At 63.8% G+C, this 24,943-nt stretch carries 20 protein-coding genes and 2 pseudogenes; 7 read left to right on the forward strand and 15 right to left on the reverse strand.

Features of this window, described 5'->3' with window-relative positions; all coding sequences use genetic code 11:
• Positions 1-7 precede the first annotated feature (7 nt).
• The 6 genes from B0G69_RS07390 to B0G69_RS07425 form a co-directional block, all read right to left on the reverse strand.
• Positions 8-2,386: a xanthine dehydrogenase family protein molybdopterin-binding subunit gene (locus B0G69_RS07390; RefSeq protein WP_121316297.1), complete on the reverse strand. Its 2,379-nt coding sequence runs from the start codon at positions 2,384-2,386 to the stop codon at positions 8-10.
• 10 nt (positions 2,387-2,396) lie between these two features.
• Positions 2,397-2,927 (reverse strand): (2Fe-2S)-binding protein, encoded by a 531-nt coding sequence (locus tag B0G69_RS07395; RefSeq protein ID WP_121316298.1) that lies wholly within the window; start codon positions 2,925-2,927, stop codon positions 2,397-2,399.
• Between the two features lie 986 nt (positions 2,928-3,913).
• Positions 3,914-5,305, reverse strand: coding sequence for an amino acid permease (locus B0G69_RS07410; protein ID WP_121316301.1), 1,392 nt, complete (start codon positions 5,303-5,305; stop codon positions 3,914-3,916).
• Positions 5,306-5,599: 294 nt separating this feature from the next.
• Entirely contained in the window at positions 5,600-6,256 is a 657-nt protein-coding gene (rqpR, locus tag B0G69_RS07415) for a response regulator transcription factor RqpR (RefSeq protein WP_121319182.1), read from the reverse strand.
• A 10-nt stretch (positions 6,257-6,266) separates the two neighbouring features.
• Positions 6,267-7,130 carry an ATP-binding protein gene (locus B0G69_RS07420; RefSeq protein ID WP_121316302.1) on the reverse strand — a complete coding sequence of 288 codons (864 nt, stop codon included), beginning with the start codon at positions 7,128-7,130 and terminating at the stop codon, positions 6,267-6,269.
• Positions 7,131-7,573: 443 nt separating this feature from the next.
• Entirely contained in the window at positions 7,574-8,344 is a 771-nt protein-coding gene (locus B0G69_RS07425) for a ferredoxin--NADP reductase (RefSeq protein WP_064266833.1), read from the reverse strand.
• A gap of 65 nt (positions 8,345-8,409) precedes the next feature.
• Here B0G69_RS07425 and B0G69_RS40975 point away from each other — a divergent pair, with 65 nt between their 5' ends.
• A complete protein-coding gene (locus tag B0G69_RS40975) occupies positions 8,410-8,727 on the forward strand; it encodes a hypothetical protein (protein ID WP_158608927.1) in 318 nt (105 codons plus the stop codon).
• 279 nt (positions 8,728-9,006) lie between these two features.
• On the opposite strand, the gene B0G69_RS07435 is transcribed toward B0G69_RS40975, so the two are convergent.
• From B0G69_RS07435 to B0G69_RS07455, 5 genes are all read right to left on the reverse strand, one after another.
• Positions 9,007-9,966: an ABC transporter permease gene (locus tag B0G69_RS07435; protein WP_121316303.1), complete on the reverse strand. Its 960-nt coding sequence runs from the start codon at positions 9,964-9,966 to the stop codon at positions 9,007-9,009.
• Between the two features lie 38 nt (positions 9,967-10,004).
• Entirely contained in the window at positions 10,005-11,045 is a 1,041-nt protein-coding gene (locus B0G69_RS07440; RefSeq protein ID WP_199731153.1) for an ABC transporter permease, read from the reverse strand.
• A complete protein-coding gene (locus B0G69_RS07445; protein WP_241991353.1) occupies positions 11,035-12,600 on the reverse strand; it encodes a sugar ABC transporter ATP-binding protein in 1,566 nt (521 codons plus the stop codon). The genes B0G69_RS07440 and B0G69_RS07445 overlap by 11 nt, the downstream gene beginning before the upstream one ends.
• A gap of 314 nt (positions 12,601-12,914) precedes the next feature.
• On the reverse strand, positions 12,915-13,934 hold the full coding sequence (locus B0G69_RS07450) for an ABC transporter substrate-binding protein (RefSeq protein WP_121316305.1): 1,020 nt from the start codon (positions 13,932-13,934) through the stop codon (positions 12,915-12,917).
• Between the two features lie 119 nt (positions 13,935-14,053).
• Complete coding sequence (locus B0G69_RS07455) at positions 14,054-15,106, reverse strand: LacI family DNA-binding transcriptional regulator (RefSeq protein ID WP_121316306.1); 1,053 nt, start codon at positions 15,104-15,106, stop codon at positions 14,054-14,056.
• 340 nt (positions 15,107-15,446) lie between these two features.
• Between B0G69_RS07455 and B0G69_RS07460 the strand changes: the two genes are divergently transcribed.
• The gene (locus B0G69_RS07460; protein WP_121319186.1) at positions 15,447-16,430 is read left to right on the forward strand and encodes an aldose 1-epimerase; all 984 of its coding nucleotides are present in this window, start codon (positions 15,447-15,449) and stop codon (positions 16,428-16,430) included.
• Positions 16,431-16,526: 96 nt separating this feature from the next.
• On the opposite strand, the gene B0G69_RS07465 is transcribed toward B0G69_RS07460, so the two are convergent.
• Entirely contained in the window at positions 16,527-17,324 is a 798-nt protein-coding gene (locus B0G69_RS07465; RefSeq protein WP_121316307.1) for an endonuclease/exonuclease/phosphatase family protein, read from the reverse strand.
• Positions 17,325-17,383: 59 nt separating this feature from the next.
• Entirely contained in the window at positions 17,384-17,887 is a 504-nt protein-coding gene (locus B0G69_RS07470; protein ID WP_121316308.1) for a hypothetical protein, read from the reverse strand.
• 292 nt (positions 17,888-18,179) lie between these two features.
• On the opposite strand from B0G69_RS07470, the gene B0G69_RS07475 reads away from it, so the two are divergent.
• From B0G69_RS07475 to B0G69_RS07495, 5 genes and pseudogenes are all read left to right on the forward strand, one after another.
• Positions 18,180-19,157 (forward strand): AAA family ATPase, encoded by a 978-nt coding sequence (locus B0G69_RS07475; RefSeq protein WP_121316309.1) that lies wholly within the window; start codon positions 18,180-18,182, stop codon positions 19,155-19,157.
• A gap of 256 nt (positions 19,158-19,413) precedes the next feature.
• Positions 19,414-19,839, forward strand: a complete 426-nt coding sequence (locus B0G69_RS07480; protein WP_121316310.1) for a DUF4148 domain-containing protein — start codon at positions 19,414-19,416, stop codon at positions 19,837-19,839.
• Between the two features lie 320 nt (positions 19,840-20,159).
• Positions 20,160-21,272: pseudogene (locus tag B0G69_RS07485) on the forward strand (NAD(P)/FAD-dependent oxidoreductase); the annotation flags it as partial.
• A gap of 214 nt (positions 21,273-21,486) precedes the next feature.
• Positions 21,487-21,798 (forward strand): high-potential iron-sulfur protein, encoded by a 312-nt coding sequence (locus tag B0G69_RS07490; protein ID WP_121316312.1) that lies wholly within the window; start codon positions 21,487-21,489, stop codon positions 21,796-21,798.
• A 266-nt stretch (positions 21,799-22,064) separates the two neighbouring features.
• Positions 22,065-22,202: pseudogene (locus tag B0G69_RS07495) on the forward strand (MFS transporter); the annotation flags it as partial.
• A gap of 140 nt (positions 22,203-22,342) precedes the next feature.
• On the opposite strand, the gene B0G69_RS07500 reads toward B0G69_RS07495, so the two are convergent.
• Both B0G69_RS07500 and B0G69_RS07505 read right to left on the reverse strand, forming a co-directional pair.
• On the reverse strand, positions 22,343-23,860 hold the full coding sequence (locus tag B0G69_RS07500) for an amidase (protein ID WP_121316313.1): 1,518 nt from the start codon (positions 23,858-23,860) through the stop codon (positions 22,343-22,345).
• A gap of 250 nt (positions 23,861-24,110) precedes the next feature.
• Entirely contained in the window at positions 24,111-24,812 is a 702-nt protein-coding gene (locus B0G69_RS07505; protein ID WP_121316314.1) for a dienelactone hydrolase family protein, read from the reverse strand.
• Positions 24,813-24,943 lie beyond the last annotated feature (131 nt).

Consider the following 24,943-nt stretch of genomic DNA (forward strand, 5'->3'; position numbering starts at 1 on the left):
CAGGATCTCAATGGGTTTGGGCTGTGCGAATCGCGGACCACACGCGATGCGGCGTCGCCGGCATTTGCAGATCGGTCACGCCGAGCGGCGCGAGCGCGTCGATGATCGCGTTGATCACCGCCGGCGGCGAGCCGATCGCGCCCGCCTCGCCGCAGCCTTTGACGCCAAGCGGATTGTGCGTGCACGGCGTGCCCTTCGAGGTTTCGACCGTGAAGTCCGGCAGATCGGACGCATGCGGCATCGCGTAGTCCATGTACGAGCCGGACAGCAGCTGGCCACTGTCGTTGTCGTACACGCAGCGCTCGAGCATCGCCTGGCCGATACCCTGCGCGAGCCCGCCATGCACCTGGCCTTCGACGATCATCGGATTGATCACGTTGCCGAAATCGTCGACGGCGGTGAACTTCTGGATGCGGCACACGCCCGTTTCAGGATCGACTTCGATCTCGCAGATGTACGCGCCCGACGGATAGGTGAAGTTGCTCGGATCGTAGAACGCGCTTTCTTCGAGGCCCGGTTCGAGCACGTCGAGCGGATAGTTGTGCGGCACATACGCGGCGAGCGAGATTTCGGCGAATGCCTTCGTGCGATCGGTGCCCGCGACGCGGAACACGCCGTCCTTGAACTCGATGTCTTCGGCTGCGGCTTCGAGCAGGTGCGCGGCGATTTTCTTCGCTTTCGTTTCGATCTTGTCGAGCGCCTTCATGATCGCGGAGCCGCCGACAGCGATCGAGCGCGAGCCATACGTGCCCATGCCGAACGGAATCCGGCCCGTGTCGCCGTGGACGATCTCGACGTTTTCCAGCGCAATGCCGAGCCGGTCGGCGACCACTTGCGCGAAGGTCGTCTCGTGTCCCTGGCCGTGACTGTGCGAGCCCGTAAACACGGTGACCGAACCGGTGGGATGCACGCGAATCTGTCCGACTTCGAAGAGACCGGCGCGCGCGCCCAATGCACCCGCGATATTCGACGGCGCGAGACCGCACGCTTCGATGTAGCACGAGTAGCCGAGCCCGCGCCGCTTGCCGTTCTTTTCGGATTCCTGCCGACGTGCTTCGAAACCTTTGACGTCCGCGAGTTCGAGCGAGCGCGCGAGGATGGTCTCGTAGTCACCGGTGTCGTAGGTGAGGCCTACCGGCGTCGCATAGGGGAACTCGCGGATGAAATTGCGGCGGCGGATTTCCGCCGGATCGAGCTTCATCTCGCGCGCGGCGGTTTCGACGAGGCGCTCCACGACGTAGGTCGCCTCGGGGCGGCCCGCGCCACGATAGGCGTCGACCGGTACGGTGTTGGTGAAAACCGCTTTCACTTCTGCATAGATCGCGGGCGTCGTGTACTGCCCGGCGAGCAGCGTCGCGTAGAGGATGGTGGGCACGCTCGACGAGAACGTGGACAGATACGCGCCCATGTTGGCGATCGTGTGGATGCGCATCGCGAGGAACTTGCCGTCCGCGTCCATCGCGAGTTCGGCTTTCGTCACATGATCGCGGCCGTGCGCATCGGAGACGAATGCTTCCGAGCGCTCGGCGGTCCATTTGACCGGGCGGCGGATCTTCTTCGAGGCCCACGTCAGCGCGACATCTTCGGCGTACAGAAAGATCTTCGAGCCGAAGCCGCCGCCGACGTCCGGCGCGATCACGCGCAGTTTCGATTCCGGCAGCGACAGCACGAACGCGGCCATCAGGAGACGCTCGACGTGCGGATTCTGATTCGCGACGTACAGCGTGTAGCTGTCGTCCTGCGCCGAGTAGCTCGCATTGACCGCACGCGGTTCGATCGCATTCGGAATCAGGCGGTTGTTGACGATGTCGAGCGTGGTGACGTGCGCGGCTTTGGCGAACGCGGCGTCGGTCGCGGCTTTGTCGCCGTGGCCCCAGTTGTAGCAGACGTTGTCCGGTACTTCATCGTGAACCGCGGGCTGGCCCGGATCGGCCGCATGCGCGGTGTCGACTACGGCGGGCAGCACGTCATAGTCGACCTCGATCAGTTCGGCGGCGTCTTTCGCGGCCTTGATCGAATCGGCGATCACGAGCGCGACCTGATCGCCGACGTGGCGTGCTTTCGTATGCGCGATGATCGGATGCGGCGGCTCGTTCATCGGCTTGCCGTCGGTGCTGTGGATCAGCCAGCCGCACGGCAGCCCGCCGACGTTCTCCGCGGCCATGTCCGCGCCGGTGAAGATTGCGACCACGCCCGGCGACTGTTTGGCCGCGGTGGTGTCGATGCTGTTGAGCTTCGCATGCGCATGCGGCGAGCGCAGGAAGACCGCATAGGTTTGCTGGGGCAGGACGATGTCGTCGGTGTACTGGCCGTTGCCGGTCAGAAACCGGTAGTCTTCCTTACGTTCGACGGAAGCGCCGATGAGGTGAGTGTCGGGTGCGTTCATCGTCGGCTCCTCAGGCGGTGAGCGGCGCGGCGGCCGTGGCGGACGGAGCGGCATTGGCGCTGGCCGTGCCGGAGGACTTCATGCCCTCGGCGCCTTCTAGCACTGCCTTGACGATGTTGTGATAGCCCGTACAGCGGCACAGATTGCCGTCGAGCTGCGCGCGCACGTCTTCGCCGGTGAGTTCGGGCTGACGCTCGACGAGCGACACCGCGCTCATCACCATGCCGGGCGTGCAGAAGCCGCATTGCAGACCGTGGCAGTGTTTGAAGGCGGCTTGCATCGGATGCAGCGTGCCGTTCTGCGCGAGCCCTTCGATGGTGGTGACGTTCGCGCCTTCCGCTTGCACCGCGAGGATGTTGCAGGACTTGATTGCGCGGCCGTTCAGGTGGACCGTGCACGCGCCGCACTGTGCGGTATCGCAGCCGATGTGGGTGCCGGTGAGGCGGAGTTGATCACGCAGGAACTGGACAAGCAGGGTGCCGGGGTCGATTGAGGCGCTAATGGGCGCGCCGTTCACCGTCAGACTGATGCTGATCGCCATGAAGTGTCTCCTGATGGGGATGAGACCGGACCTTTGTTTTCTTGCCTTCAGCTGCCTGTTCGTGGGGTCCGATAAGGGTGCTGCGGATTTTTATGAGTCTGCCGAAAAGTAAAGCACAAATCGGGCTGGCGCGCTATGAGGGGAAGTGTGCGAGCCGGTTTTGTTTTTTTTGTTTGTCTGGATGTCGGGCTTTCGTTGAATTCGCTGCGCGGCATTTCTTGGGGTGTTGGCGTTTCCTTGATGTCGCGCTTGGGGTGTTGGCCTTTCCTTGATGTCGCGGTGGTCTATTAGCGTTGCCCCTGTGCGGGGCGGCACCTACTTTCTTTGCCGCCGCAAAGAAAGTAGGCAAAGAAAGCGGCTTCACACCGCTAATTCTTAAGCGGGTCCCCTGGCTTGGAGGGGGTCGTGGTGCATCTGGAATCAGTGCCCCCGCATATTCAGCCTCAGTGACAAGGCAGTCATTCTTCCGGCGACGCTTCGCGCGCCGACGCGGTCATTCCTAAAACCGCCAGCCCATTTTTCCGGCGTGTGCCCTTCCTGAAACCTTGAAGGCCGGCCCTTCATGAGGCGGTTGTCTGCCATTCGTTTTTTTCGTCCGGACGCCTCCTCCCCGACACGCTTCATTTGCGCCGCCTCGCCGGGGCGAAGTCGATAGCCCCACCGCACACGACCAGAGCTGTTGGTTTCCCACGCAGACCCGTCCGCGACGCACGCAGTGCGGAGTGGGAGCGGATGACGGCTTTGTCACTCGCGTGGAATGTGCGGGCGCACCGATTCCAGATGGACCACTACCCCCTCCAAGCCAGGGGACCCGCTTAAGAATTAGCGGTGTGAAGCCGCTTTCTTTGCTTACTTTCTTTGCGGCGGCAAAGAAAGTAAGTGCCGCCCCGCACAGGGGCAACGCCAATAGACCGACGTGAATTCAAGGAAAGGCCAACACCCGAATAGCACAGCCCAAAAGCGCCGCGAAGGCAAAAAAAGAAACCTCACTTCGCGAGTTTCGAATTCCGCCGCGAATACCCGAAATAAATGACCATGCCGATCAAAAGCCAGATACCAAAAGCAGCCCAAGTCACACCCTCAAGATTGAGCATGAGAAACAGACACGACGCCACAGCCAGAATCGGCACCACCGGCACACCCGGGCAACGAAACGCCCGCGGCAACTCAGGATGCGTCTTCCGCAAAACAAGCACCGCAATCGACACCATGGAAAACGCGGCCAAGGTGCCGATATTGATCAGCTCGGCGAGCACATTCAACGGCACCAGCGCGCCGATCAAGCCAAAGAAAATCCCCACGAGCCACGTCGTGAAAAACGGCGTCGCAAAGCGCGGATGCAGCCGCGAGAGTCGCGCCGGCAACAGCCCGTCACGCGACATTGCGAAGATGATCCGCGTCTGACCATAAGCCATCACCAGAATCACCGTCAGCATGCCGAGCACGGCGCCAAGGTCGATAAATCCCGCGACCCACGTCTGCCCCGCTTCCTGCAACGCGTACGACACCGGGTGCGAAATATTCGCGAACTTCGCCGACGGCACGATGCCCGTGACCACCGCCGCCACCGCCACGTACAACACCGCGCACACGGCCAGCGACGCGATGATCCCGACCGGCAGATCTCGCTTGGGATTTTTCACCTCTTCCGCTGCGTTCGACACCGAATCGAAGCCGATGAACGCGAAGAACATGACCGCGGCCGCGCCGAATACGCCGCTCCAGCCGTTCGGCATGAACGGATGCCAGTTGGCCGGGCTCACGTGGAAAACGCCCACGCCGATCACCAGCAGCACCACGGTCACCTTGATCGCGACCATGATGTTGTTGATCCGCGCGGATTCGCGAATGCCGATCGACAGCAGCGCGGTGATCACCATCATCACGAGGAACGCAGGCAGGTTGAACAGGGTCTCGTGGCCGGGCAATGCGCCCGGCGCCGCCGTCAGCGCGACCGGCAACGACACGCCGAAGCCCGACAATAAAGATTGCAGATAGCCCGACCAGCCCACCGATACGGCGGACGTGGCCAGCCCATATTCGAGCATCAGATCCCAGCCGATGATCCAGGCGGCCAGTTCGCCGAGCGTCGCGTACGAATACGTGTAGATGGAACCCGCGACCGGAATGGTCGACGCGAATTCGGCATAGGCGAGCGCGGCGAAGCCGCACGCGAGTGCCGCAATCAGGAACGAGATCATTAGCGCCGGGCCGGCCTGGACGGCGCCCGTGCCGGTCAGCACGAAAATGCCGGTGCCGATAATGGCGCCGACACCGAGGAAAGTCAGATCGAGTGCGCCGAGCTCTTTCTTCAAGCCGGCGTTCCGAGCGCTTGCCGCGATCATGTGCTCGACGCTCTTTTTGCGAAACAGGGACATTGGCGTGGGTCTCCAGTAGTGCACGCGTGTTGCGCGCCGAATGTCGGGGAAACCCGCGATTTTAGCGGATGCGCGTCGCCGCACTATTGTGGGACATACAGCGGAGCGCCCAGCCGGTGGACGGAAACTCCCGGCCCGAGGGGCTTCGCGCGTGGCGTTCATGCGCAGGACGCATACCGGCAGCCAAGCTTTCGCTCGATGCGCGAATAATGGGGAGGGAATCTTTCTCTTGCAAACGAGCCGGGCAGCGGTTCGCTAGTCAGCGGACAGGGAGAGGCGGCAACGCAGGCGGGCTCAGCCGGCCATCGCCGGGTTCAGATCGACGAGGCGGTTACTCATCACATAGAACGTGAGTTCGGCGTTATTGCGCAGCTTCATTTTCTCGAGCAGGCGCGTGCGGTACACGCTGACCGTCTTGACCGACAGCGACAGCGCCGCCGCGATATCCGTCAGCCGTTTGCCCGACGCGAGCATGCAGAGCGTCTGATATTCGCGATCGGAGAGCTTTTCGTGCGGCAGCTGTTCGCCGTCGAACGACACGTAGTCGGCCAGCGCTTCGGCCATCGCCGGGCTTACGTATTTGCGGCCGGCCGCGACCTGCTGGATCGCGCCGATCATCTGCGCGGCGTCGACCGTCTTCGACAGATAGCCGGCGGCCCCCGCCTTCAACGCGCGCACTGCGTACTGGTCCTCACGGTACATCGAGAACATCAGCACGGCTACGCGCGGCGCCTTGCGCTTGAGCCGCTTGAGCACTTCGACGCCGTTCATGTCGGGCAGGGAAATGTCGAGCAGCACGACGTCGTAGCTCTGCAGGCCGACGGCGGTGAGGGTGTCGGCGCCGCTTTGCGCCTCGATGACTTCGCGCGCCACGCCGCGGTCGAGCAGCAATTGGCGAACGCCCTGGCGAACCACGGCGTGGTCGTCGGCGATCAGGATGCGCAGGCTCATGACGGCGCGCTCACGATTGCAGCGCGCGCTGCTCGGCGCGAGGCGTGGGCGCGAGCATCGCATCCCACGCAAAGCGCGCCTGCACCCGTGTGCCGCGCTGCGTGCTGGCGTCGGCGGCGTGGTGCGGGCTGCTGCGCCGGACGCTGACGCGCAGCGTGCCGTCAAACGCGGCGCAACGCGCCTGCATGCCGCTTAGGCCGAAATGACCGCCATGACCGGCATGGCCACGGCGTTGGCGGGCGTTGCGCGTGAGCCCGATCCCATCATCGCTGATGAGCAGCGTGAGGTGACGACGGTTCGTCTCGATGCGTACGTCGGCGGATTCGGCGCGGGCGTGCTTGACGATGTTATTCAGCGCTTCCTGGGCGACGCGGAACACGGCCAGCGCCGCGTCGGCGGGCAGGCGCGTGAGACGCGCGTCGGCGGCGCAGACGAAGCTCGTGCGCAGTTGCGTGCGGGTGGCGAAGTCGCTGGTCCAATGCGCGAGCGCCCCGACGATGCCGGCTTCCAGCGACGGCGCGTGCAACTCCGCGACGGCCTGGCGGCTCGCGGCGCACACCGCGTCGAGCGAACGGTTGGCGACGGCGAGCGCGGCAGCGCATTGCGACGGCGCGTGGGCGGGCAGCCAGGTTTCGACGCCGGCCAGCGCGAAGCGCGCCGCGGTCAATTCGGCGCCGAGGCCGTCGTGCAGTTCGCGCGCCACATGATGGCAGGCGGTTTCGTGCGCCTGAACCAGTTCGGCCGACAGTTCGCGCACCCGCGCACGCAGTTGCGCGAGCTCGCGCTCGACTGCGGTGGACGGCGCGACGAATCCGTCGCGGGCCGCTGACGGGGAAAGCTGGGCGTTGAACGGGACGACAGTCGACGTATCCATGAGTTTCCTGTTAGGAAGCCGTACGGACAGCGAAGCGGGTGCGCATCTGCGCCGCGAAGACGAAAGAACGCATGCGAATCTCGAGCCTCCGGGTGTGGCCGTTACGTATAGCACGCGACGGGTAAAACGCCATGGTGCGAAGTAACGAAATTTACATTCAGTAACATCTAGATCGAACGACGAAAAGTCTGTCGAATTGCCTCGTCGTGCGCCGGGATGATATCTCAAAAAAATAAAAAATGCAGTTGCACCAAGGGTTAGCGCTTATATCTCATGCAGTGCTTGATGTTGGTCAACTTTCGAGCAAGCCTGCATATGTAGGAAGAATACCGACATTAAATGTCAAATTTACGGCGTGAATTTGTAACTGGCAACAAAAAAGGAGCCCGAAGGCTCCTTTTTTGTTGGATCTGCGGCGCAAGCCGCGAAAAGCAGTGCGCGGCTTAGCCGACGAACGCCTTTTCGACCACGTAGTGACCCGGCGCGTTGTTGCTGCCTTCCTGGAAGCCCAGGTCGTCCAGCAGCTTGCGCGTGTCGCGCAGCATGTGCGGGCTGCCGCACAGCATGATGCGGTCGTTTTCGAGCGAGAAGCCCGGCACGCCGAGGTCGGCGAACAGCTTTTCGGTTTCGATCAGCTCGGTGATGCGGCCGCGGTTCTGGAATGCTTCGCGCGTGACCGTCGGGTAGTACAGCAGCTTTTCCTGCACCAGTTCGCCCAAGTGCTCATGTGCCGGCAGATGGTCGGTGATGTATTCCTTGTACGCCAGTTCGTCGACGAAACGGCAGGTGTGCGTGAGCACGACGCGCTCGTAACGGTCGTAAATGTCCGGATCTTTAATGATCGACATGAACGGCGCGAGGCCCGTGCCGGTGGACAGCAGCCACAATGTCTTGCCCGGCAGCAGGTTGTCGGCCATCAGCGTGCCGACCGGCTTCTTGCCGATCAGCACTTCGTCGCCGACTTTCAGATGCTGCAAACGCGACGTGAGCGGGCCGTCCTGCACCTTGATGCTCAGGAATTCGAGATGCTCTTCGTAGTTCGCACTCGCGAGGCTATACGCGCGGATCAGCGGCTTGCCATCGACTTCGAGGCCCACCATCGTGAACTGGCCGTTTTCGAAACGGAACGACGGATCGCGCGTGCAGGTGAAGCTGAAAAGCGTATCGGTCCAGTGATGGACGCTCAGGACGGTTTGTGAATTCAGGTTGCTCATGGCTTCTTGGATAGTGCGAAAACAAAGGCGGCCAGTCGTTTGAGCCGGCCGGCACGGCAAGGGCGATGCTGCGCTCACCCGTGGACGGGAGTCACGCGCAATCCGCTATTTTAGCGCGCCCGGAGCCGAAGGGCGGCGGCGCGGCGATTGAGCGTGGTGATGCGGGTTGCCGAACCTGGAAGCGGCGGCACCGGCTGTCGAAACAATCGGGCGCCGCGAACGACGTTGGCGTGAAAGCGGCCGCGCTTCAGCAGGGGTACGGCGATGGGCGAAAAGTCGCGCTAGGCCGCTGCCATCGGCCGTCCGGCATGCGCCGGATAGGCGCGCCGCGCGGGCAACATGATCGGGATCATACCGAAACGTGGCGTGCGCTGCAGCATTGACCCTGCTGAGAAAACTGGCAAATGGGGCGCAGGGAGGGGAAATCAGCTGGCCGGTGGATAGCAGGGCGTGAGCGCGGAGACTTTCTACCCCGCATGGTCCGGTGAGCGATTTTTTGGTACACGAAGGTGGATTCGACGCGTCACGACTTGACTGAAGCGTAGGTGAGGTAAGGATCGGCTTATTTGCCAGTGCGATGACGCCGAGCAGGTGAGCGGCCGGACCGAATCGCCCGAAACCGCCCACAGCCTCACCTTGAAGTTGCCAACTCACGCGAGAGCCTACGCCGGCGCCGCCACCCGCTTTTTCCCGCGCTGTTTCAGCACTCGCGCCTGCAAGACGATCACCAGCAACAGGAACACGCCACGAATCACCGACTGCCAGTACGCCGACAAGCTGATGAAACCCAGGCCGTTTTCAAAGTTCAGCAGGTTGAAGACGAGACCGAGCAGCAGCACGCCGGCAATCGTCATCGCGACCGAGCCTTCGCCGCCGGTGAGCAGCGTGCCGCCGAGCACCACCGCCGAAATCGCGAACAGCTCCCAGCCGACGCCTTCGTTCGGCTGTCCCGCGCCGAACTGCGCGGCGAGGATCACGCCCGCCATGCCTGCGAGCAGCCCGCTCACCGCATAGGCCATCACCAGTGTGCGGTCGACGTTCAGCCCCATCAGCCGCGCGGCTTCCTCGCTGCCGCCGATCGCCAGCGAATGCCGCCCGAAGCGCGTGCTGCGCAACGCGAGCCAGCCGAGCACGGCGGCGGCCGCCGCGACGATCCCCGGAATCGGCAAGCCGAACAGATCGCCTTGCCCGAAGTTGCCGAAGTTCGATTCGGACGCAATCGACACCGCATCGTTCCTGCCGAGCAGCAGCGCGACGCCGTGTGCGCCGAGGCTCGTCGCGAGCGTCACGATGAACGGCAGGATTTTTAGCCGCGTGATGATGAGTCCGTTCAGCACGCCAACCGCGAGTCCCGCCGCGCAGCCCGCCAGCACCGCGACCCAGCCGCCGTACACGCTGGTCAGCGCGGCGACGACGCTCGCGAGCGCGGCCACCGTACCCACCGACAGGTCGATGCCGCCGGTGATGATCACGAAGGCCATGCCGATCGAGATCAGCGCGAACATCGAGTTGTAGCGCCAGAACGACGTGATGTTGTACGCCGAGCCGAAATGCTCGTAGCGCACGAGGCCGAAGACGACGAGGGCCGCCAGCGCGAGCAGGATAGGAAGATTCTTTTTCATCGCATGAGTCCGGGAGTGTCCGTAAGCTGCGTCAGGCGTTAGCGCGAGCGCCGTTGCACATAAACGGCCGCGACGATAATGCCGGCCTTCACCACCAGCGCCGCCGCGTCGGGAATGCCGTGCGCGAGCAGCGTATAGCGCAGCAACTGGATGATCAGCGCGCCGATCAGCGTGCCGCCGATGTACGCCTTGCCACCCGTCAGCGCGGTGCCACCGACGGCGACCGCGGCGATCGCATCGAGCTCCACCCCGAGCCCGACCACGTTCGCATCGGAAGACGAATTCACCGAGATCGAGATCAGGCCGGCGAGACCCGCGAGCGCCGCGCACAACGTGTAGGCGATCAGCTTGACGCTGGCGGTCGGCACGCCGCACAGGTACGCGGCTTTTTCGTTGCCGCCCGTGATCAGCAGGTACTGCCCGAACAACGTCTTGCGCACGACCCACACGAACACCGCGACCAGCGCCAGCATCAGCAGCACCTGGAACGGCACGCCCGCGACCTTGCCGAGCGCGATCCACTGGAAAGCCGGCGTGTTGAACGCCTGCAGACTGCCATCGGTGACGACCTGCGCGATGCCGCGTCCGGCGATGAACAGCACCAGCGTCGCGACAATCGGCTGCACGGATAGCCTCGTCACCAGCAAGCCGTTGAACACGCCGCACAACGCGGCGGCGAGCACCGGCAGCACGAACGCGAGCGTAATGCCGCCGGGCCCCGGTATGTTGAGGAACAGCATCGGCGCAAGCGCGCCGGAGATCGCCATCGACGCGCCCACCGACAGATCGATGCCCCCCGTCGCCACCACCAGCGTCATGCCGATGCCGACGATCACGATCGTCACCACCTGGGTCATGTTCACGTTGAAGGTTTGCAGCGACCAGAAGTGCGGCGTGAAGATCAGATTGAACAGCACCATCGCGAGCAGCACGATGACTTCGCGCTGCATCGCCAGGTGCCGCCATTTCTGCACCGTGCTCGCCGGTTTGGCGCGCGGCGCGGCGCTCATGGCCGAGGTGGCCTCGCCATGTCGCGGCGGTTCCGTTTGCAACGATTCGGTGTGCAGCTTAAGCGCCATGACGGTCGCCCTCCAACGCGTCTTCGATATGGGCGGCGTGGGCCGCTTCCACCAGTGGCGAATGTCCTTCGCTGCCGTAGGCGATGGCGTCCATGATCGCGGTCTCGCTCATCTCGGCGCCGTTCAGCTCGGCGACCGTGCGGCCGTCGCGGATCACGACCGCGCGGTCGGCCACGGCGGTCAGCTCTTCCAGTTCCGATGCGCAGAGCAGCACCGCCAGTCCCGCGTCGCGCAACTCGCGCACGATCTTCGCGACGTCGGCTTTGGCGCCGACGTCGATGCCGCGCGTCGGTTCGTCGAGCAGCAGCAGCGACGGCTCGGCGGCGAGCCAGCGCGCGAGCAGCACCTTCTGCTGATTGCCGCCCGACAGCTCGCGGATCGGCTGATCGGCGGAGCGCAGCTTGACGCCGAGCGACGCGATGAAGCGGTCCACGATCGCCTGCTGTTTCTTCACGTCGACCACGCCATTCTTCGCGAGCGTGCGCAGGCAGACCAGCGTGAGGTTGTCGCGCACCGACAGTTCGGGGACGATGCCTTCGCCCTTGCGGTCTTCGGTGAGGTACGCGAGGCCGCGCGCGATCGCGTCCTGCGGCGACTTCAATGTAACCGCCGCGCCGCCGATCGACAGCGAGCCGCGCTCCAGCGGATCGGCGCCGAACATCAGCCGCATGGTCTCGGTGCGGCCCGAGCCGAGCAGGCCCGCGAGACCCACCGCTTCGCCCGCATGCACGTCGAGCGACACGTCGCTCACCTTCGGATGCGCGCTCAACTGCGACGCGGCGATCGCCTGCTTGCCGCGCCGCGCGAGGTTCGCTTCGCGCGAGGCGGTGTCTTCCTGCACGACGGCGGCGAGTGTGCGGCCGAGCATCGTCGTGACGAGTTGCAGCTTGTCCATCTCGGCCATCGTGCTTTGCGCGACCGTCTGGCCATCGCGCATCACGGTGACGCGGTCGCACAGCGCATAAAGCTCGTCGAGCCGGTGCGACACGAAGATCACCGCGCGGCCGTCGTCGCGCAGTTTGCGCACCACGGTGAAGAGCAGTTCCACTTCGCGTTCGTCGAGCGACGAGGTGGATTCGTCCATGATCACCATCTTCGCGTCGGACGACACCGCGCGCGCGAGCGCCACCATCTGCTGGATCGCGGTCGAATAGCGGCCGACCGGTTTCTTCACGTCGATCTGCAGGCCGAACGATTCGAGCAGCGCGCTGGCGCGCTGCTGCACCGCGCGCCAGTCGATCAGACCGAAGCGGCGCGGCTCGCGGCCGAGGAAAATGTTTTCCGCGACCGAGCGGAACGGCACCAGGTTGATCTCTTGATAGATCGTGCTGATGCCCGCTTCGCGCGCCTGCTTGGGCGTGCGGAAATCGACTTCGCGGCCTTCGAAGCGCACGCTGCCCGAATCGCGCCGATAGGCGCCGGTCAGGATCTTGATCATCGTCGATTTGCCGGCGCCGTTCTGGCCGATCAGCGCGTGCACTTCACCCGCGGCGACGCTCAGATTCGCGCCGCGCAACGCGGGCACGCCGCCGAAGCTGATGCCAATGTCCTGCATCTCGAGCAGCGGCGCGCGGGTAAGGGGGGAGTGGGGTGTCTCTTTGCCGGATTCCGTCACGGGGAGTCCTCCTGATGCGGGTGCTGCATAGGCTGCACGGCGAAGCGCCGTGCGCGTGCGGACTTGATGCAGAGGCGCAGTCGAATCGATGCGTCGAGTCATGTTACGCCGCATAAAAGCGAAGCGACGGTCCGTGCAATCACGGGCGCGTCGCTTCGAACCCTTCCCGTCACCCGCCCACCGCGCAAGTATCTTGCATCGAGAGGAGACTTCTCAAAGGCGGGTGACTTCCTGCTGCAACGCTAGCTGCTCTATCAATAGCCGTACTGCATGCTCTGCTGCACGTTGCTCTTGTCGTAGAAGCGGTCGGAGACCTTGACCCAGGTCGGGATCTTTTCGCCCTTCGCGTAACGCTGCGCGACGTCGCAGGCGAGCGGGCCGAAGAACGGGCTCGACTGCACGCTCGCGCCGAGTTCGCCGGCGGCGATCGCGTCGAGGCCGCCCTTGGTGCCGTCGATCGTCACGATCTGGATGTCCTTGCCCGGCTGCTTGCCGGCTGCCTTGATCGCGGCGATCGCGCCAAGCGCCATTTCGTCGTTGTGCGCGTAGACCGCGGTGACGTCCGGATGCGCCTGCAACAGCGTTTCCATGACCTGGCGACCCTTGTCGCGCGCGAAGTCGCCGCTTTGCGACGCGATGATCGTCATGCCCGGATTCTTCGCGACGACTTCGTCGAAGCCCTTCTTGCGATCGTTAGCGGCGGACGCGCCGGTCGTGCCTTCGAGTTCGATGATCTTCGCCTTGCCGCCCGTCGCCTTGACGAGCCAGTTGGCGGCGCGATGGCCCTGATCGATGAAGTCAGAGCCGATGAACGTGATGTAGTCGCGGCCAGCAACGGCAACCGACTGATCGACATTGCGGTCGACCAGGATCACCGGAATGCCGGCCTTTTTAGCTTGCAGCACGATCGGTGCGAGCGGCTTTTCCTCACGCGGCGGGAACACCAGCAGATCGACGTGCTGCGCGATCATGCTCTGGATGTCGGAGACCTGTTTGGAGTTGGAGCCGTTGGCGTCGGTCATCACGACCTGCCAGCCGCATTTCGCGGCGACGTCCTTGAAGCTCTTGGTTTCCGCGAGACGCCACGGGTTGTTGCTTTCGGTCTGCGCGAAACCGACCTTCAGCGGAGTCTTGGTGGACAACTTCGGCAATGCGTCGTCGGCGTGCGCGGTGGCGACGCCGAAACCGATTGCCAGTGCCAGCAGCGAACCTGCCAGCGGACGAATCTGCTGCCTGCGCGCGAGTTTGCGCGACTGCGTGTTGTGCGACGCCATGTCTTCCTCCAGTACCTGGTGAGGTAAGTTGTATTTGCTTTTTGTGTTGCACCTGATCGATCAGCGCTATTTTTGCCCCGACCGGTCGTGCCGATTATTCCATCGGGAATTATTATCGGTCAATCACTAATAATATTAGTTATTGGCTTTTTTGCCTCGGTAATTACCCTCACCGAGGAACGTTCGACGAGCGGCCCGTCGAGCTTGACCATCCGGTGCCGCACCGGCGCGCCGGCGGCGCGGTTGTGCTCTTCCTGCAGCAGCGTTTCGACGGCCCAGCGTCCCAGTTCGTAGTTCGGCAGCACCACGGTCGAGAGCGGCGGGTGCGTGTGGCGGGCAATTTCCTGGTCGTCGTAGCCGAGCACCGAGACGTCTTCCGGCACGCGCAGACCGAGTTGCTTCAATGCTTCGATGGCACCGATCGCGGTGAGGTCGTTCGCGCAGAAAATCGCGGTCGGCGGATTGGCTTCGCGCATCAGCGAGAGCGTCAGTTCGAAGCCGAGGCCCGAGCTCCAGTCACCGTCGCGCACGAGTTCCGGCGCGAACGGCAGGTCGGCGGTGGCGAGGGCGGTGCGGTAGCCCTTCAGGCGGTCTTTTGACGCGTCCTGCCACGGCTCGCCGTTGATGTAGCCGATCCGCCGATGGCCCGCTTGCAGCAGGTAGTCGGTGGCCAGATGGCCGCCCGCGACTTCCGCCGGTACCACCGACGAAAAGCCGCCCTCGCTCGTGTAGCAGTTCAGCAGCACGGTCGGCACCTGCGAGAGCGCTGCCGGCGGCGTCACCTTGCGCGTGTAGACGGTCGCGTAGATCACGCCGAACACATGCGGGTTCGCGAGGATCGTGTCGAGCACCTGCTTTTCGATATCGGCGTTGCCGTGTGTCGAATAGATCGCCAGCATCTTGCCGCTCGCATAGGCCGCGTCGCGCGCGCCGTCTGCGTTGACGACCGGGTGCGGGCTGGTGGAGATTTCGTCGGCCAGATAGACGATCAGGTTGCGCTCGTCGGTCGAGGCCGCGACCGGCTCGCGCAGCGACAGCCGGTAGCCGAGATCGTGCGCGGCCTTGAGCACCTTATTGCGGGTGGCTTCGGAGAATTTCGCGCCGGTCGCGTTGTTCAGCACGAGCGAAACAGTCGATTGCGACACGCCGGTGAGCTTGGCGATGTCGGTCATGGTCGGACGGCGTTGAGTCGATTTTTTCATGGGGCGGGCCGCGCGGTTGGCGGCGCAAAAGCTAAGGCATGCCGTGGGTATCGTGGTGCTGACGGTACCACTAATAATATGCGCACGGCAACGCGCGCTAACCCGCCATTTGGGAGCGCTTGATGAACACCCGGAACACATCCTTACGATAAATTTATTACTAATAATATTGACCACGGCGCTTTGTCGTGCGATTCTCGGTCGCGCGGACCTCGACCGTCCGCCGGTCGCGCGCTGTGCGCGGCGCGCCATAGGAGACACTGATGCGCGTTTTTGCCGTCATCCGCCCGAGGCCCTGCCTTTTCTGACCATGCGCGACGACGTTTCCTTGAATCCGATCCGGCCGCTTTCCACGGAGCTTGCGTGGCTCGACGATCCCGCGCTTGCGGCTTCGCTTGTCACGTTGACGGCAGGCGCGCTGCGGGCAGTGATCGCGCCGGCCGTCGGCGGCGCGCTTGCGGCCTTCTACGAGGCCACGCCCGAGGGCCCGCTGCACTGGCTGCGGCCTGCTGCGTCCGCGGCGTTCGAACAACGCGATCCGCTTCGGATGGCGAGTTTCCCGCTGTTCCCCTACTGCAATCGGATTCGCGACGCGCGTTTCGAATTCGGCGGCGGCACCATCGACTTGTCCGGCAACGACGAGCGCTTCGCGCATGCGCTGCATGGCAACGCGTGGCGGCGTCCGTGGCAAGTAGGCGCGCGCACAGACAGTTCGGTTGAGCTGCACTTCGAACATGACCCCGACGCGCAGGTGGCCGGCGACTGGCCGTTTCGCTATCGGGCGCAGCAACGCATCGAGTTGAGCGGGGGCGAACTGCGCATCACACTGTCCGCGCAAAATCTGGCCGAGCGGCCTATGCCGTTCGGCATGGGCCATCACCCCTACTATCCGCGTACCGCGCAGACCCGCGTGTACGCCGATGTGCAGGCCATGTGGCATGCCGACGCCGACGTGCTGCCGACGCATCTCGGCCCGCACCCCGCGGTCGACGCGCTGCGTGAAGGCATGTCGCCCGATGCGTTCGACCTCGACAACAACTTCGCCAACTGGACGCGCGAGGCGACCATCGCATGGCCCGACGAACACCGCCGCCTGACGATGACCGCCGACGCGCCGTTCGATCATATGGTGGTGTTCGCACCGGCCAACGATCCCCAACTGTGTGTGGAGCCGGTAACCAACACCACCGACTGCTTCAATGCGGTCGGTATGCGTGATCAGGTGGGCGGGTGTGTGTTGCAGCCGGGTGAGGAGATTGCCGCGACGCTGAAGTGGACGCCGCAACGCGGGTAGCGTCGTATTGCGCTGCGCGCGCGCTGGCAGGAATGAGCGTTGAGCAAAACAAACGGGCGGCCCAGGCCGCCCTTTTTCACATGAGTCCACCCGCGCTCATTCAACCCGCAAGCGAGCCATATACGGCAAGTGATCCGACAGCCACGCGGTTTCCTGCGTCGGCTGGATCCATTCGATCGGTTGCATGCCGCGCACGAACATCTTGTCGAGTGCGAGCGCCGGCGAGAAGGCCGGGAAGGTGCGGCCCGCTTCGCCGAGCAGCGTCGCCACTTCGTGCAGTCCGTGTTCGCGAAACAGGGGCACGGAGTCGTTGCGCCAGTCGTTGAAGTCGCCGGCCAGCACCAGCGGACCATCGGGCGCTTCCTTCGCGATCCAGTGCGCGATCCAGTTCATCTGCCGCAAGCGCGCCGGGCGTGTGAGCGCGAGGTGCGCGCACAGCAGCGTGACCGAATGTCCGCCGAAGGTCGCCCGCGCCACCAGCAAACCCCGCTTTTCGAAGCGATGCGCGGAGATGTCCCAGCGTCCGCCGAGATCGAGCGGATGCGGTGACAGGATTGCGTTGCCGTGCCGCCACGACGGCTTGAACACGTTCGGCCCGAGCGCCACTTCGAGTTCCAGCGAGCGCGCGATTTCAGTGGCCTGGCAATGCCAGACATCGTTCAGAGGATCGCCGAGCGGCGCGCCGAAACTGCTCGCGAGCACTGGCGACGGCATGCGCCGCGCCATCGCTTCCTGCAAAAAATAGGCGTCCGCGTGAGTCGACTGGACCCAGCGCTGCATCGCCTGCCAGGCCTGAAAGCCGAGCGGCGTGCGGCCCTTGTGCAGGTTCCAGCTCACCGCGACGAAATCGTTCGGCGCGAGGTTCTCGCGGATCAATTCTTCTGGGTTTCGCATGCCGCGTTATCCACGTGTTCTGATTGAAGGCCGGGTTGGTTGCGCGTTCGTTGTTTGCATCACTTTCCATTGCTGGCGCTGTCCGCGAGACTCGCACGCACGCGGTACACGAGGTTCGGATTGGCGTTGACGATGGTCCAGCTCGCCCACTGACCGGGCGTCACCATCAGACCCGGATGGCTCGCGTTCACCTGGCGCGGCTGCGGCGGGAGCTTGCAGCCGATGTCGGTTTGCCGGGCGGTGGGATCTTCGAGCGTTTCCTGCGCGTCGATCGACAGCATGATCTGGTTCGCGTCCGCCCGTAACGGCGAGATGGTCAGCGTGCGCGACAGATCGAGGTTGCCGGCGGGCTGGTCTTTGCAGCCGACGTTATGCTGCACCATCCTGTGATGCGTATCCGTGCGCGCCTGGCCGACCGTGGTGGTGCCCTCGAACGCGTCGATCTGCTGACCGTCGCTCAGCACCTGCAACTGCCATTGCACGACCTGCTGCGCGGGCGGTTGTTGTGCATTCGCAAGCAACGAAGTCCCAAGCAGCACGGCGACGATACTGGTTTTCCACATAGAAGGAATCTCCGGCTCAACCTCGGCCTGTCTGGTCAGGGAGCCATCTTACCTCTGATAGCTGCAACGGTTTTCTGACACGCCAGCGGGAGCCGGGTTCAGCAACAATACATTGCGGGCACCGTTGGCAATTGCAAGGGCGCCTCTGTCGGGCCGTGGCCGAAGCAAGCGCATCGTTAGCAGCAGAGCAGCAGGACTGCTGGCTTGCACGCGAATATGTCGTCGTTACACTGGACTTGAAACGGTGCCCGCGAGGCACCGCCGCAGCAGGACCAGCCAGACGGGGTGAGCGATGACAACAGCAATGGTCAAACAGGAAATCGCCGTGGCGTCTTTCAGCCGGGTGTACGACCTCGATCAGGTCGAGACCGCGTTGAACGATCTCGGCGACGGCGCGAACGAGGCGCTGCGCGCAACGTACGAAAAGATGCTGAAGACCGGCAATCTGCGCTTCTGCGTCAAGCCGAACCGGATGCCGTCGATCGACGATCTGATCGCCGCGCTGCCCAATTTTTCTTCGCCGCTCGACGACATTCGCAAGCAGGTCGCGCTGTGTCTCGAAACCGAAGACCGGCTCGAACTGATGCCGATCCTGCTGCTCGGCGACCCCGGCATCGGCAAGACGCACTTTGCGAAACAGTTGGCGCGCCTGCTCGGCACCGCTTATCAATACGTGGCGATGAGTTCGTTGACGGCGGGCTGGATTCTGTCGGGCGCGTCGTCGCAATGGAAGAACGCGAAGCCGGGCAAGGTGTTCGATGCACTCGTGAACGGCAGCTACGCGAACCCGGTGATCGCCGTCGACGAAATCGACAAGGCCACCGGCGATTCGCAATACGATCCGCTCGGCGCGTTGTACGCGCTGCTCGAACACGACACCGCGCAGAGCTTCATCGACGAATTCGCGGAGATTCCGATCAACGCGGGCAACGTGATCTGGATCGCGACGGCCAACGACGAGCGCTCGATTCCCGAGCCGATCCTGAACCGGATGAACGTGTACGAGATTCCGCCGCCGGATCACGACGGCGCGCGGCGCATCGCGCAAGCGATCTACGACGAGATCCGCTCGGCGCACAACTGGGGACTGCGTTTTCCCGAAGCACTGGGCGAAGGCGCGCTCGAGGCGCTGAAGCTCGCTTCGCCGCGTGAAATGCGCCGCGCGATTCTGAATGGCTTCGGCGCGGCGCGAATCGACGGGCGCGATCGGATCGAAGCGGGCGATATTCGTCTGGACTACGGAAACCGGCGAAAACCCATCGGTTTCTGAGCATTTTTTGCCCTTTTTCCGGCTGAAGCCGCCTCCGGGCGGCTTTTTTCGATTCAACAGGGGACTCCCTGCTGGAAATGGAGGGAATGCCGACGCAATTGTTGCCATTTTTGGGATTCTAAGTTGATTTCAATCGGTCTAGTTTTTCAATAGTCAGGGAATACACTGAGGGCCAACGAGATGACGGCTGCGCAACGAATCCAGACGCCATCGCGCAACGCACAGAACCCACCATCAACGACTATTGGAAACCATCATGAGAACCGCTTCTTTCGCTTTGCTTTTCTCTGCTGCCATCGCCGCACCGGCTTTCGCGAGCGGCTATGGTCCGGCGACGTCGTATCGGCCGGAGGTCGCCACGGACACGCAACCGAGCGGCGTGACCCGTACGCAAGTAAAAGCTGAAGTAGCGCGCGCTCGCGCAACCGGCGAACTGAACCAGAATCCGTACGCGCCGGTTTCGGCCGACAGCGTGAGCGCCACGCCCGGCAACGGTCCCAAAAGCCGTGCCGAGGTAAAGGCCGAGTTGGCCGAAGCACGCGCGAGCGGTTACTTGAATCTGAATCCGAACGCGCCGGCCTATGCGCAGCAAGCCGCACTCGACAGCTACGCCGCGCCGCGCGCGCAAGTGACGAGCGGCCTGGTCGCTGCGTCGCATCGCCCGGTGAACACGCAGAACTGAGCGGTGTTGTGGCCTGCCTCTGTCCGGCGCGTCGGTCGAGTTCACCGCCTTCGTCAGATACAAGAAGCGAGCACCATGCGCTTCGACGGCGTACACTGAATCAGTCCGGCCGGTACGTTTGAGACGCGCTCAATACCGAATGCCCGCAGTCGCTCCGACTCGCGGGCATTTCTGTCTGTACGGCGTCGTACAATTTTGCGTAGCGGTTGCGAAAGGGCAGGTGCGTTCGACAGCGAGCGGTGAGTGGCGCGCGATCTTTGCATCCTGTCTTCCTCTCTATCGGATGAACGAGGCAGTGCGCGGCGAAGCCGGCCGCGTCAAGGGACATGGACCAAATCGAATGTGTAGTGATCGGCGCGGGCGTGATCGGTCTTGCAGTGGCACGCGCGCTGGCAGCGCGCGGGTGCGAGGTGATCGTGCTGGAAGCGGCCGAGGCGATCGGGGTGGGCACCAGTTCGCGCAACAGCGAAGTGATTCACGCGGGCATCTACTATCCGCGCGGTTCGCTGAAAGCGGCGCTCTGCGTGCGCGGCCGCGAGATGCTCTACGACTATTGCGCCGAGCGCAACGTCCCGCATTCGCGCTGCGGCAAGCTGCTCGTTGCCACCTCGCGCAACCAGATTCCTCAGCTCGAAAGCATCATGGCGAAGGGGCGCGACAACGGTGTGCTCGATCTGTTGCGGATCAGCGGCGATCAGGCGCAAGCCCTCGAGCCGGCGCTCGAATATGTCGAGGCGGTGTTCTCTCCGCAGACGGGTATCGTCGATAGTCATCAGTTGATGCTGGCGCTGCAGGGCGATGCCGAACGCGACGGCGCGGTGTGCGCGTTTCATGCGCCGGTGACCGCGATCGAGGCGAACAATGGGCGCTTCGTCATCACCGTGGGCGGCGACGCGCCGACCACGATCAGCGCCGGCTGCGTGATCAACAGCGCCGGTCTGTATGCGAATGCGCTGGCGCGTAAGATCCGCGGACTGGACGCGCGTCACGTACCGCCGCTCTATCTGGCGCGCGGCAACTACTTCAGTATCTCGGGACGCGCGCCGTTCACCCGGCTCATTTATCCGATGCCGAACGAGGCCGGCCTCGGCGTGCATCTGACCATCGACCTCGGCGGCCAGGCGCGCTTCGGTCCCGACGTCGAGTGGGTCGATGCGATCAATTACGACGTCGATCCACGTCGCGCCGAATCGTTCTACGCGGCGATTCGCGCGTACTGGCCCGCGCTTCCCGACGGCGCCTTGCAACCCGCGTACGCGGGTATTCGTCCGAAGCTCTCGGGGCCGGGCGAACCTGCTGCCGACTTCGTCATTCAGGGGCCAGCCGCGCACGGCGTGCGTGGACTCGTCAATCTGTTCGGCATCGAGTCGCCGGGTTTGACGGCGTCGCTCGCGATTGCGCAGCGGGTATGCGAGTTGAGCGGGCGCGCCTGACCGGGTCGCGCTCACGCGATGTCGGAGTGCGGGCGCGGGCTTGCGCAAGCTATCTTAATTTCATGCGGCACCGCCTCGCACGGTCATCGAGCGAGGCGTAGTAGCAATTCGGTTATCTCTATCATTTGGGCCATCACGCGCGACGGCTTCATTGCTATGCTTGGGGACCGCTGTCACTAGAACGGCGATCGGTTCATAAACGGAGTAAGTCCCCATGAAATCTTCCCGTCGTACGTTTTTGATCACCAGCCTCGGTGTAGCTTCCTCCTTCGCTTTGTCGCGGCAGGCTTTCGCGGATGCACCGAAGGTCGCCGAAACCGACCCGACCGCACAAGCGCTCGGCTATAAAGAGGACGCGAGCAAAGTCGATAAGGCGAAGTTCGCCAAATATGCCGCGGGCCAGGACTGTGGCAACTGCAGTTTCTTTCAGGGCAAGGCCACCGATGCCTACGCTGGCTGCCAGATGTTCGCGGGCAAGCAGGTCTCTAGCAAGGGTTGGTGCAGCGCATATAACAAGAAGGCCTAGGCACGTTTGAACGTGGTACTTGGCCGGTGTCGCACAAGATGCGCCGCAATATCGCGGCGCTTGGTCGAAGCCCGCGTGTCGAGGCGTCTTCCGTCATTGCGGCAGACGCCTTTTTGCTGCTTGAAAACAGCTTGTGCGCTCTTTACACACCCAGGCGATCACACCGCCGCAAGCGCGGTTTTTGCTCTCGCGTCTCGACGCGTCCTCACGCGCGACGGCGTTCGCCACGACCTATGTCGAGCATTTTTCGCAAGCTGGAGATTTGCATGGCACCCGCGTCGAGAAGCCTCAATACACGCGCCGTCGTCGCAGCGGTCATCGGCAATGCGCTCGAATGGCACGACTTCACCGTGTTCGGATTCCTCACGGTGGTGATCGCGCAATTGTTCTTTCCGGCCAGCAACACGTGATGGGCGGGTTGGCGCTGTCGATCGTCGCGGTGGCCTGCATTCCGGGCAAGCGGCACGGGGATCTGGATGCGCAGCGCAAGACGGCCTGAAGCGCGGCTCTTCGAAACCCGCGCCGACTTGGCGCGCCGCTTTCTCTAACTGCGCGCCTTCATCAACGGCGGCCGCTTGTCGAACCACGGCCGGGCTGCTTCGAGCTGTGCCGCGAGCCGCAACAGAGTCGCTTCGCCGCCAGTGCGCGCAGCGAATTGCACGCCCACCGGCAAGCCGCGCGCGTTCCAGAAAAGCGGCACCGACATCGCCGGCTGGCCGCTCAGGTTGAACAACTCCGTGCATCCCGCCCACGCGAAGGCCTTGTCCGACGCTTCCTGCAGCAGCCGTTTCAGCAGCACTTCGAGCGGCATCGCGGTGACCGCACGCATCTGTATCCGTTCGGCGGGAGTCGGCTGCATTTCACCGATCTTGATCGGCGGCGCGGCGAGCGTCGCGCACAGGATCGCGTCATAGCGGTGCAGTAGATCGGTGAGGCGCTCGGTAATGCGGCGCTGTTCTTCGAGCGCGCCGGGCAAACCGCGCTCACCGAGCTTGCGGCCGACATGCGCCATCGCCCACGTCGAGATTTCGAACTCCGTGCGCAGCGGCTTGTGGCCGCTGATGCGCTCGGCGTTCAGCACCAGGTCTTCCGCCGTCACGGACCACAGCGTGAGAAATGCATGGCGGACCGCCGCGAAATCGATGCCGAGCGAAGCCGGCTCGATGTTATGGCCGAGCGAGTGGGCAAGTTGCGCGGCGTCTTCGAGTGCGGCGCGCGAATCGGCGGACAGCGTCGGCGCCAGCATTGGGTCGGTGACGTAGGCGATGTTCAGCGGCCTGCACGGCTCGCGGCTTGCGCCCAGAAAGGTGCCGGGCGCGCCGAGCGGCCGGTCCGCGTTGCCCGCCAGCAGATCGAGGAGCAACGCACTGTCGCGCACGCTGCGCGAAATCCCGAGATCGATGCCGAGTTCGCCGGCGCCGGGAGGGGCTGCGCGCGGCACGCGTCCGCGCGAAGGCTTCAGGCCGAACAGTCCGCAGCACGAAGCCGGAATGCGGATCGAGCCGCCACCGTCCGACGCATGCGCGAGCGGCACGATGCCGGCGGCAACCGCCGCTGCCGCGCCGCCGCTCGAACCGCCCGGCGTATGGTCGAGATTCCACGGATTGCGGCACGCGCCGAATAGTTCGGGCTCCGTATAAGGCATCTGGCCGAGTTCGGAGGTGCTGGTCTTGGCGAAGATGTTGAGGCCGGCTGCTTTCGCGAGCGCGACCACCGGTGCATCCTGCTCCGGAATGAAGTGGCGGTAATGGCGGCTGCCCATTGCCATGCGCAGTCCGGCGACCGGCGCGCCGAGGTCCTTGATCAGAAAGGGCACGCCGGCCAGTGCGATCTGCGCGCTCGTGCTCTCTGGAGCCTGCGCGCCGTTGGTTCTGTTCGCGTCGTCGCGTGATGCGCGATGACGGGCTGCATCGTAGTCTTTCAGGACAATCGCATTGATCGCGGGATTGACGGCTTCGGTGCGCGAAATCGCGATGTCGATCAATTCGCGCGCGCTGGCCTGGCGAGTGCGCACCAGTTCGGCGAGGCCGATGGCGTCATGGGCGAGATAGTCTGATTGCACGGCGGATGGGTCCTCGCGATCGAGTATGAATTCTGCCGGGTGCCTGTGTATGGAATGAATCCGTTTTGCTGGGCTTCCCGATGCCCGGGTTGATCGTCACACATGGAAAAAGACGGCGTGTCGCCGACACGCCGTCTTTGGGAGAGTAACCGAGTTCCAGTGACTCGCGAGCGTTTGTCACGCGGATTCGACAGCGCGCATCACGTGCGCGAAGCCAAAATGCGCGATTCAGAATCGCGCGGTGCCGAGATCAGTACAGACGCTCACCGAGGAACGTCAGCGTGCGGCCATGAGCCAACGCCGACGCGCGCTGGTTATACGACGCGCGCTCCGAACAGTTGAAGCCGTGATCGGCGTTCGGATAAATGTAGAACTCGACGTCGCTGCGGCCGGCGAAGCGTTCCTGAATCTGACCGACATCCGACAGCGGAATATGCGTGTCGAGTTCTCCGTAGTGGAACTGCATCGGCACCCTGATGTTCGGCACCTGGTCGAGCTGGTTCTGGATGCCGCCGCCGTAGTAGGCGACTGCGCCGTCGACCGAGCCTTGCGCCGCGGCCAGATACGCGAGCCGGCCGCCGAAGCAGTAGCCGATGGCCGCAACGTTGCCGGTGACTTCCGGCATCGCGCGCAATGCCGCAGCGGCTGCGCCGATGTCGGTCACGGCCTGGTCGACATTGGTCTTCTGCATCAGTTCGACGCCCTTCTCGCGGTCTGCGCCGTCATACGTCAATTCGACGCGCGGCTGCACGCGCCAGAACACGTCCGGCGCGAGCGCGACGTAGCCGTCCTGCGCGTACTGATCCGCGATCGAGCGGATATGGCCGTTCACACCGAAGATTTCCTGAATGATGATGACGGCCGGACCTTTGCCGCCTTTGGGCAGCGCAAGGTAGCCGCCGAAACTGTCGTCGCCGGCGGGGATGTCGATCCATCGGGAAGTCGTGCTCATGCTGTTCTCCATTGGGCCTGCGTGAGATTGCGCGAGGCCCGTCTTAACGAAATGCCAGAGGCCCGAATGCCTCAAGCGGCAGTTAGTGTGCCATCAAAAGAACCGCCTTGCAGCACGGCTGGGCGCGGGTT

The organism is Paraburkholderia sp. RAU2J (genome assembly GCF_003634845.1).
Taxonomy (GTDB): domain Bacteria; phylum Pseudomonadota; class Gammaproteobacteria; order Burkholderiales; family Burkholderiaceae; genus Paraburkholderia; species Paraburkholderia fynbosensis.

Coding starts and splice junctions, on each gene's coding strand:
- B0G69_RS07425 (WP_064266833.1), bottom strand. CDS start 8,344: ATGAGCAACCTGAATTCACAAACCGTCCTGAGCGTCCATCACTGGACC.
- B0G69_RS07475 (WP_121316309.1), top strand. CDS start 18,180: ATGACAACAGCAATGGTCAAACAGGAAATCGCCGTGGCGTCTTTCAGC.
- B0G69_RS40975 (WP_158608927.1), top strand. CDS start 8,410: ATGCTGCGCTCACCCGTGGACGGGAGTCACGCGCAATCCGCTATTTTA.
- B0G69_RS07395 (WP_121316298.1), bottom strand. CDS start 2,927: ATGGCGATCAGCATCAGTCTGACGGTGAACGGCGCGCCCATTAGCGCC.
- B0G69_RS07390 (WP_121316297.1), bottom strand. CDS start 2,386: ATGAACGCACCCGACACTCACCTCATCGGCGCTTCCGTCGAACGTAAG.
- B0G69_RS07460 (WP_121319186.1), top strand. CDS start 15,447: ATGCGCGACGACGTTTCCTTGAATCCGATCCGGCCGCTTTCCACGGAG.
- B0G69_RS07410 (WP_121316301.1), bottom strand. CDS start 5,305: ATGTCCCTGTTTCGCAAAAAGAGCGTCGAGCACATGATCGCGGCAAGC.
- B0G69_RS07470 (WP_121316308.1), bottom strand. CDS start 17,887: ATGTGGAAAACCAGTATCGTCGCCGTGCTGCTTGGGACTTCGTTGCTT.
- rqpR (WP_121319182.1), bottom strand. CDS start 6,256: ATGAGCCTGCGCATCCTGATCGCCGACGACCACGCCGTGGTTCGCCAG.
- B0G69_RS07480 (WP_121316310.1), top strand. CDS start 19,414: ATGAGAACCGCTTCTTTCGCTTTGCTTTTCTCTGCTGCCATCGCCGCA.
- B0G69_RS07490 (WP_121316312.1), top strand. CDS start 21,487: ATGAAATCTTCCCGTCGTACGTTTTTGATCACCAGCCTCGGTGTAGCT.
- B0G69_RS07465 (WP_121316307.1), bottom strand. CDS start 17,324: ATGCGAAACCCAGAAGAATTGATCCGCGAGAACCTCGCGCCGAACGAT.
- B0G69_RS07435 (WP_121316303.1), bottom strand. CDS start 9,966: ATGAAAAAGAATCTTCCTATCCTGCTCGCGCTGGCGGCCCTCGTCGTC.
- B0G69_RS07445 (WP_241991353.1), bottom strand. CDS start 12,600: ATGCAGGACATTGGCATCAGCTTCGGCGGCGTGCCCGCGTTGCGCGGC.
- B0G69_RS07505 (WP_121316314.1), bottom strand. CDS start 24,812: ATGAGCACGACTTCCCGATGGATCGACATCCCCGCCGGCGACGACAGT.
- B0G69_RS07420 (WP_121316302.1), bottom strand. CDS start 7,130: ATGGATACGTCGACTGTCGTCCCGTTCAACGCCCAGCTTTCCCCGTCA.
- B0G69_RS07455 (WP_121316306.1), bottom strand. CDS start 15,106: ATGACCGACATCGCCAAGCTCACCGGCGTGTCGCAATCGACTGTTTCG.
- B0G69_RS07440 (WP_199731153.1), bottom strand. CDS start 11,045: ATGGCGCTTAAGCTGCACACCGAATCGTTGCAAACGGAACCGCCGCGA.
- B0G69_RS07450 (WP_121316305.1), bottom strand. CDS start 13,934: ATGGCGTCGCACAACACGCAGTCGCGCAAACTCGCGCGCAGGCAGCAG.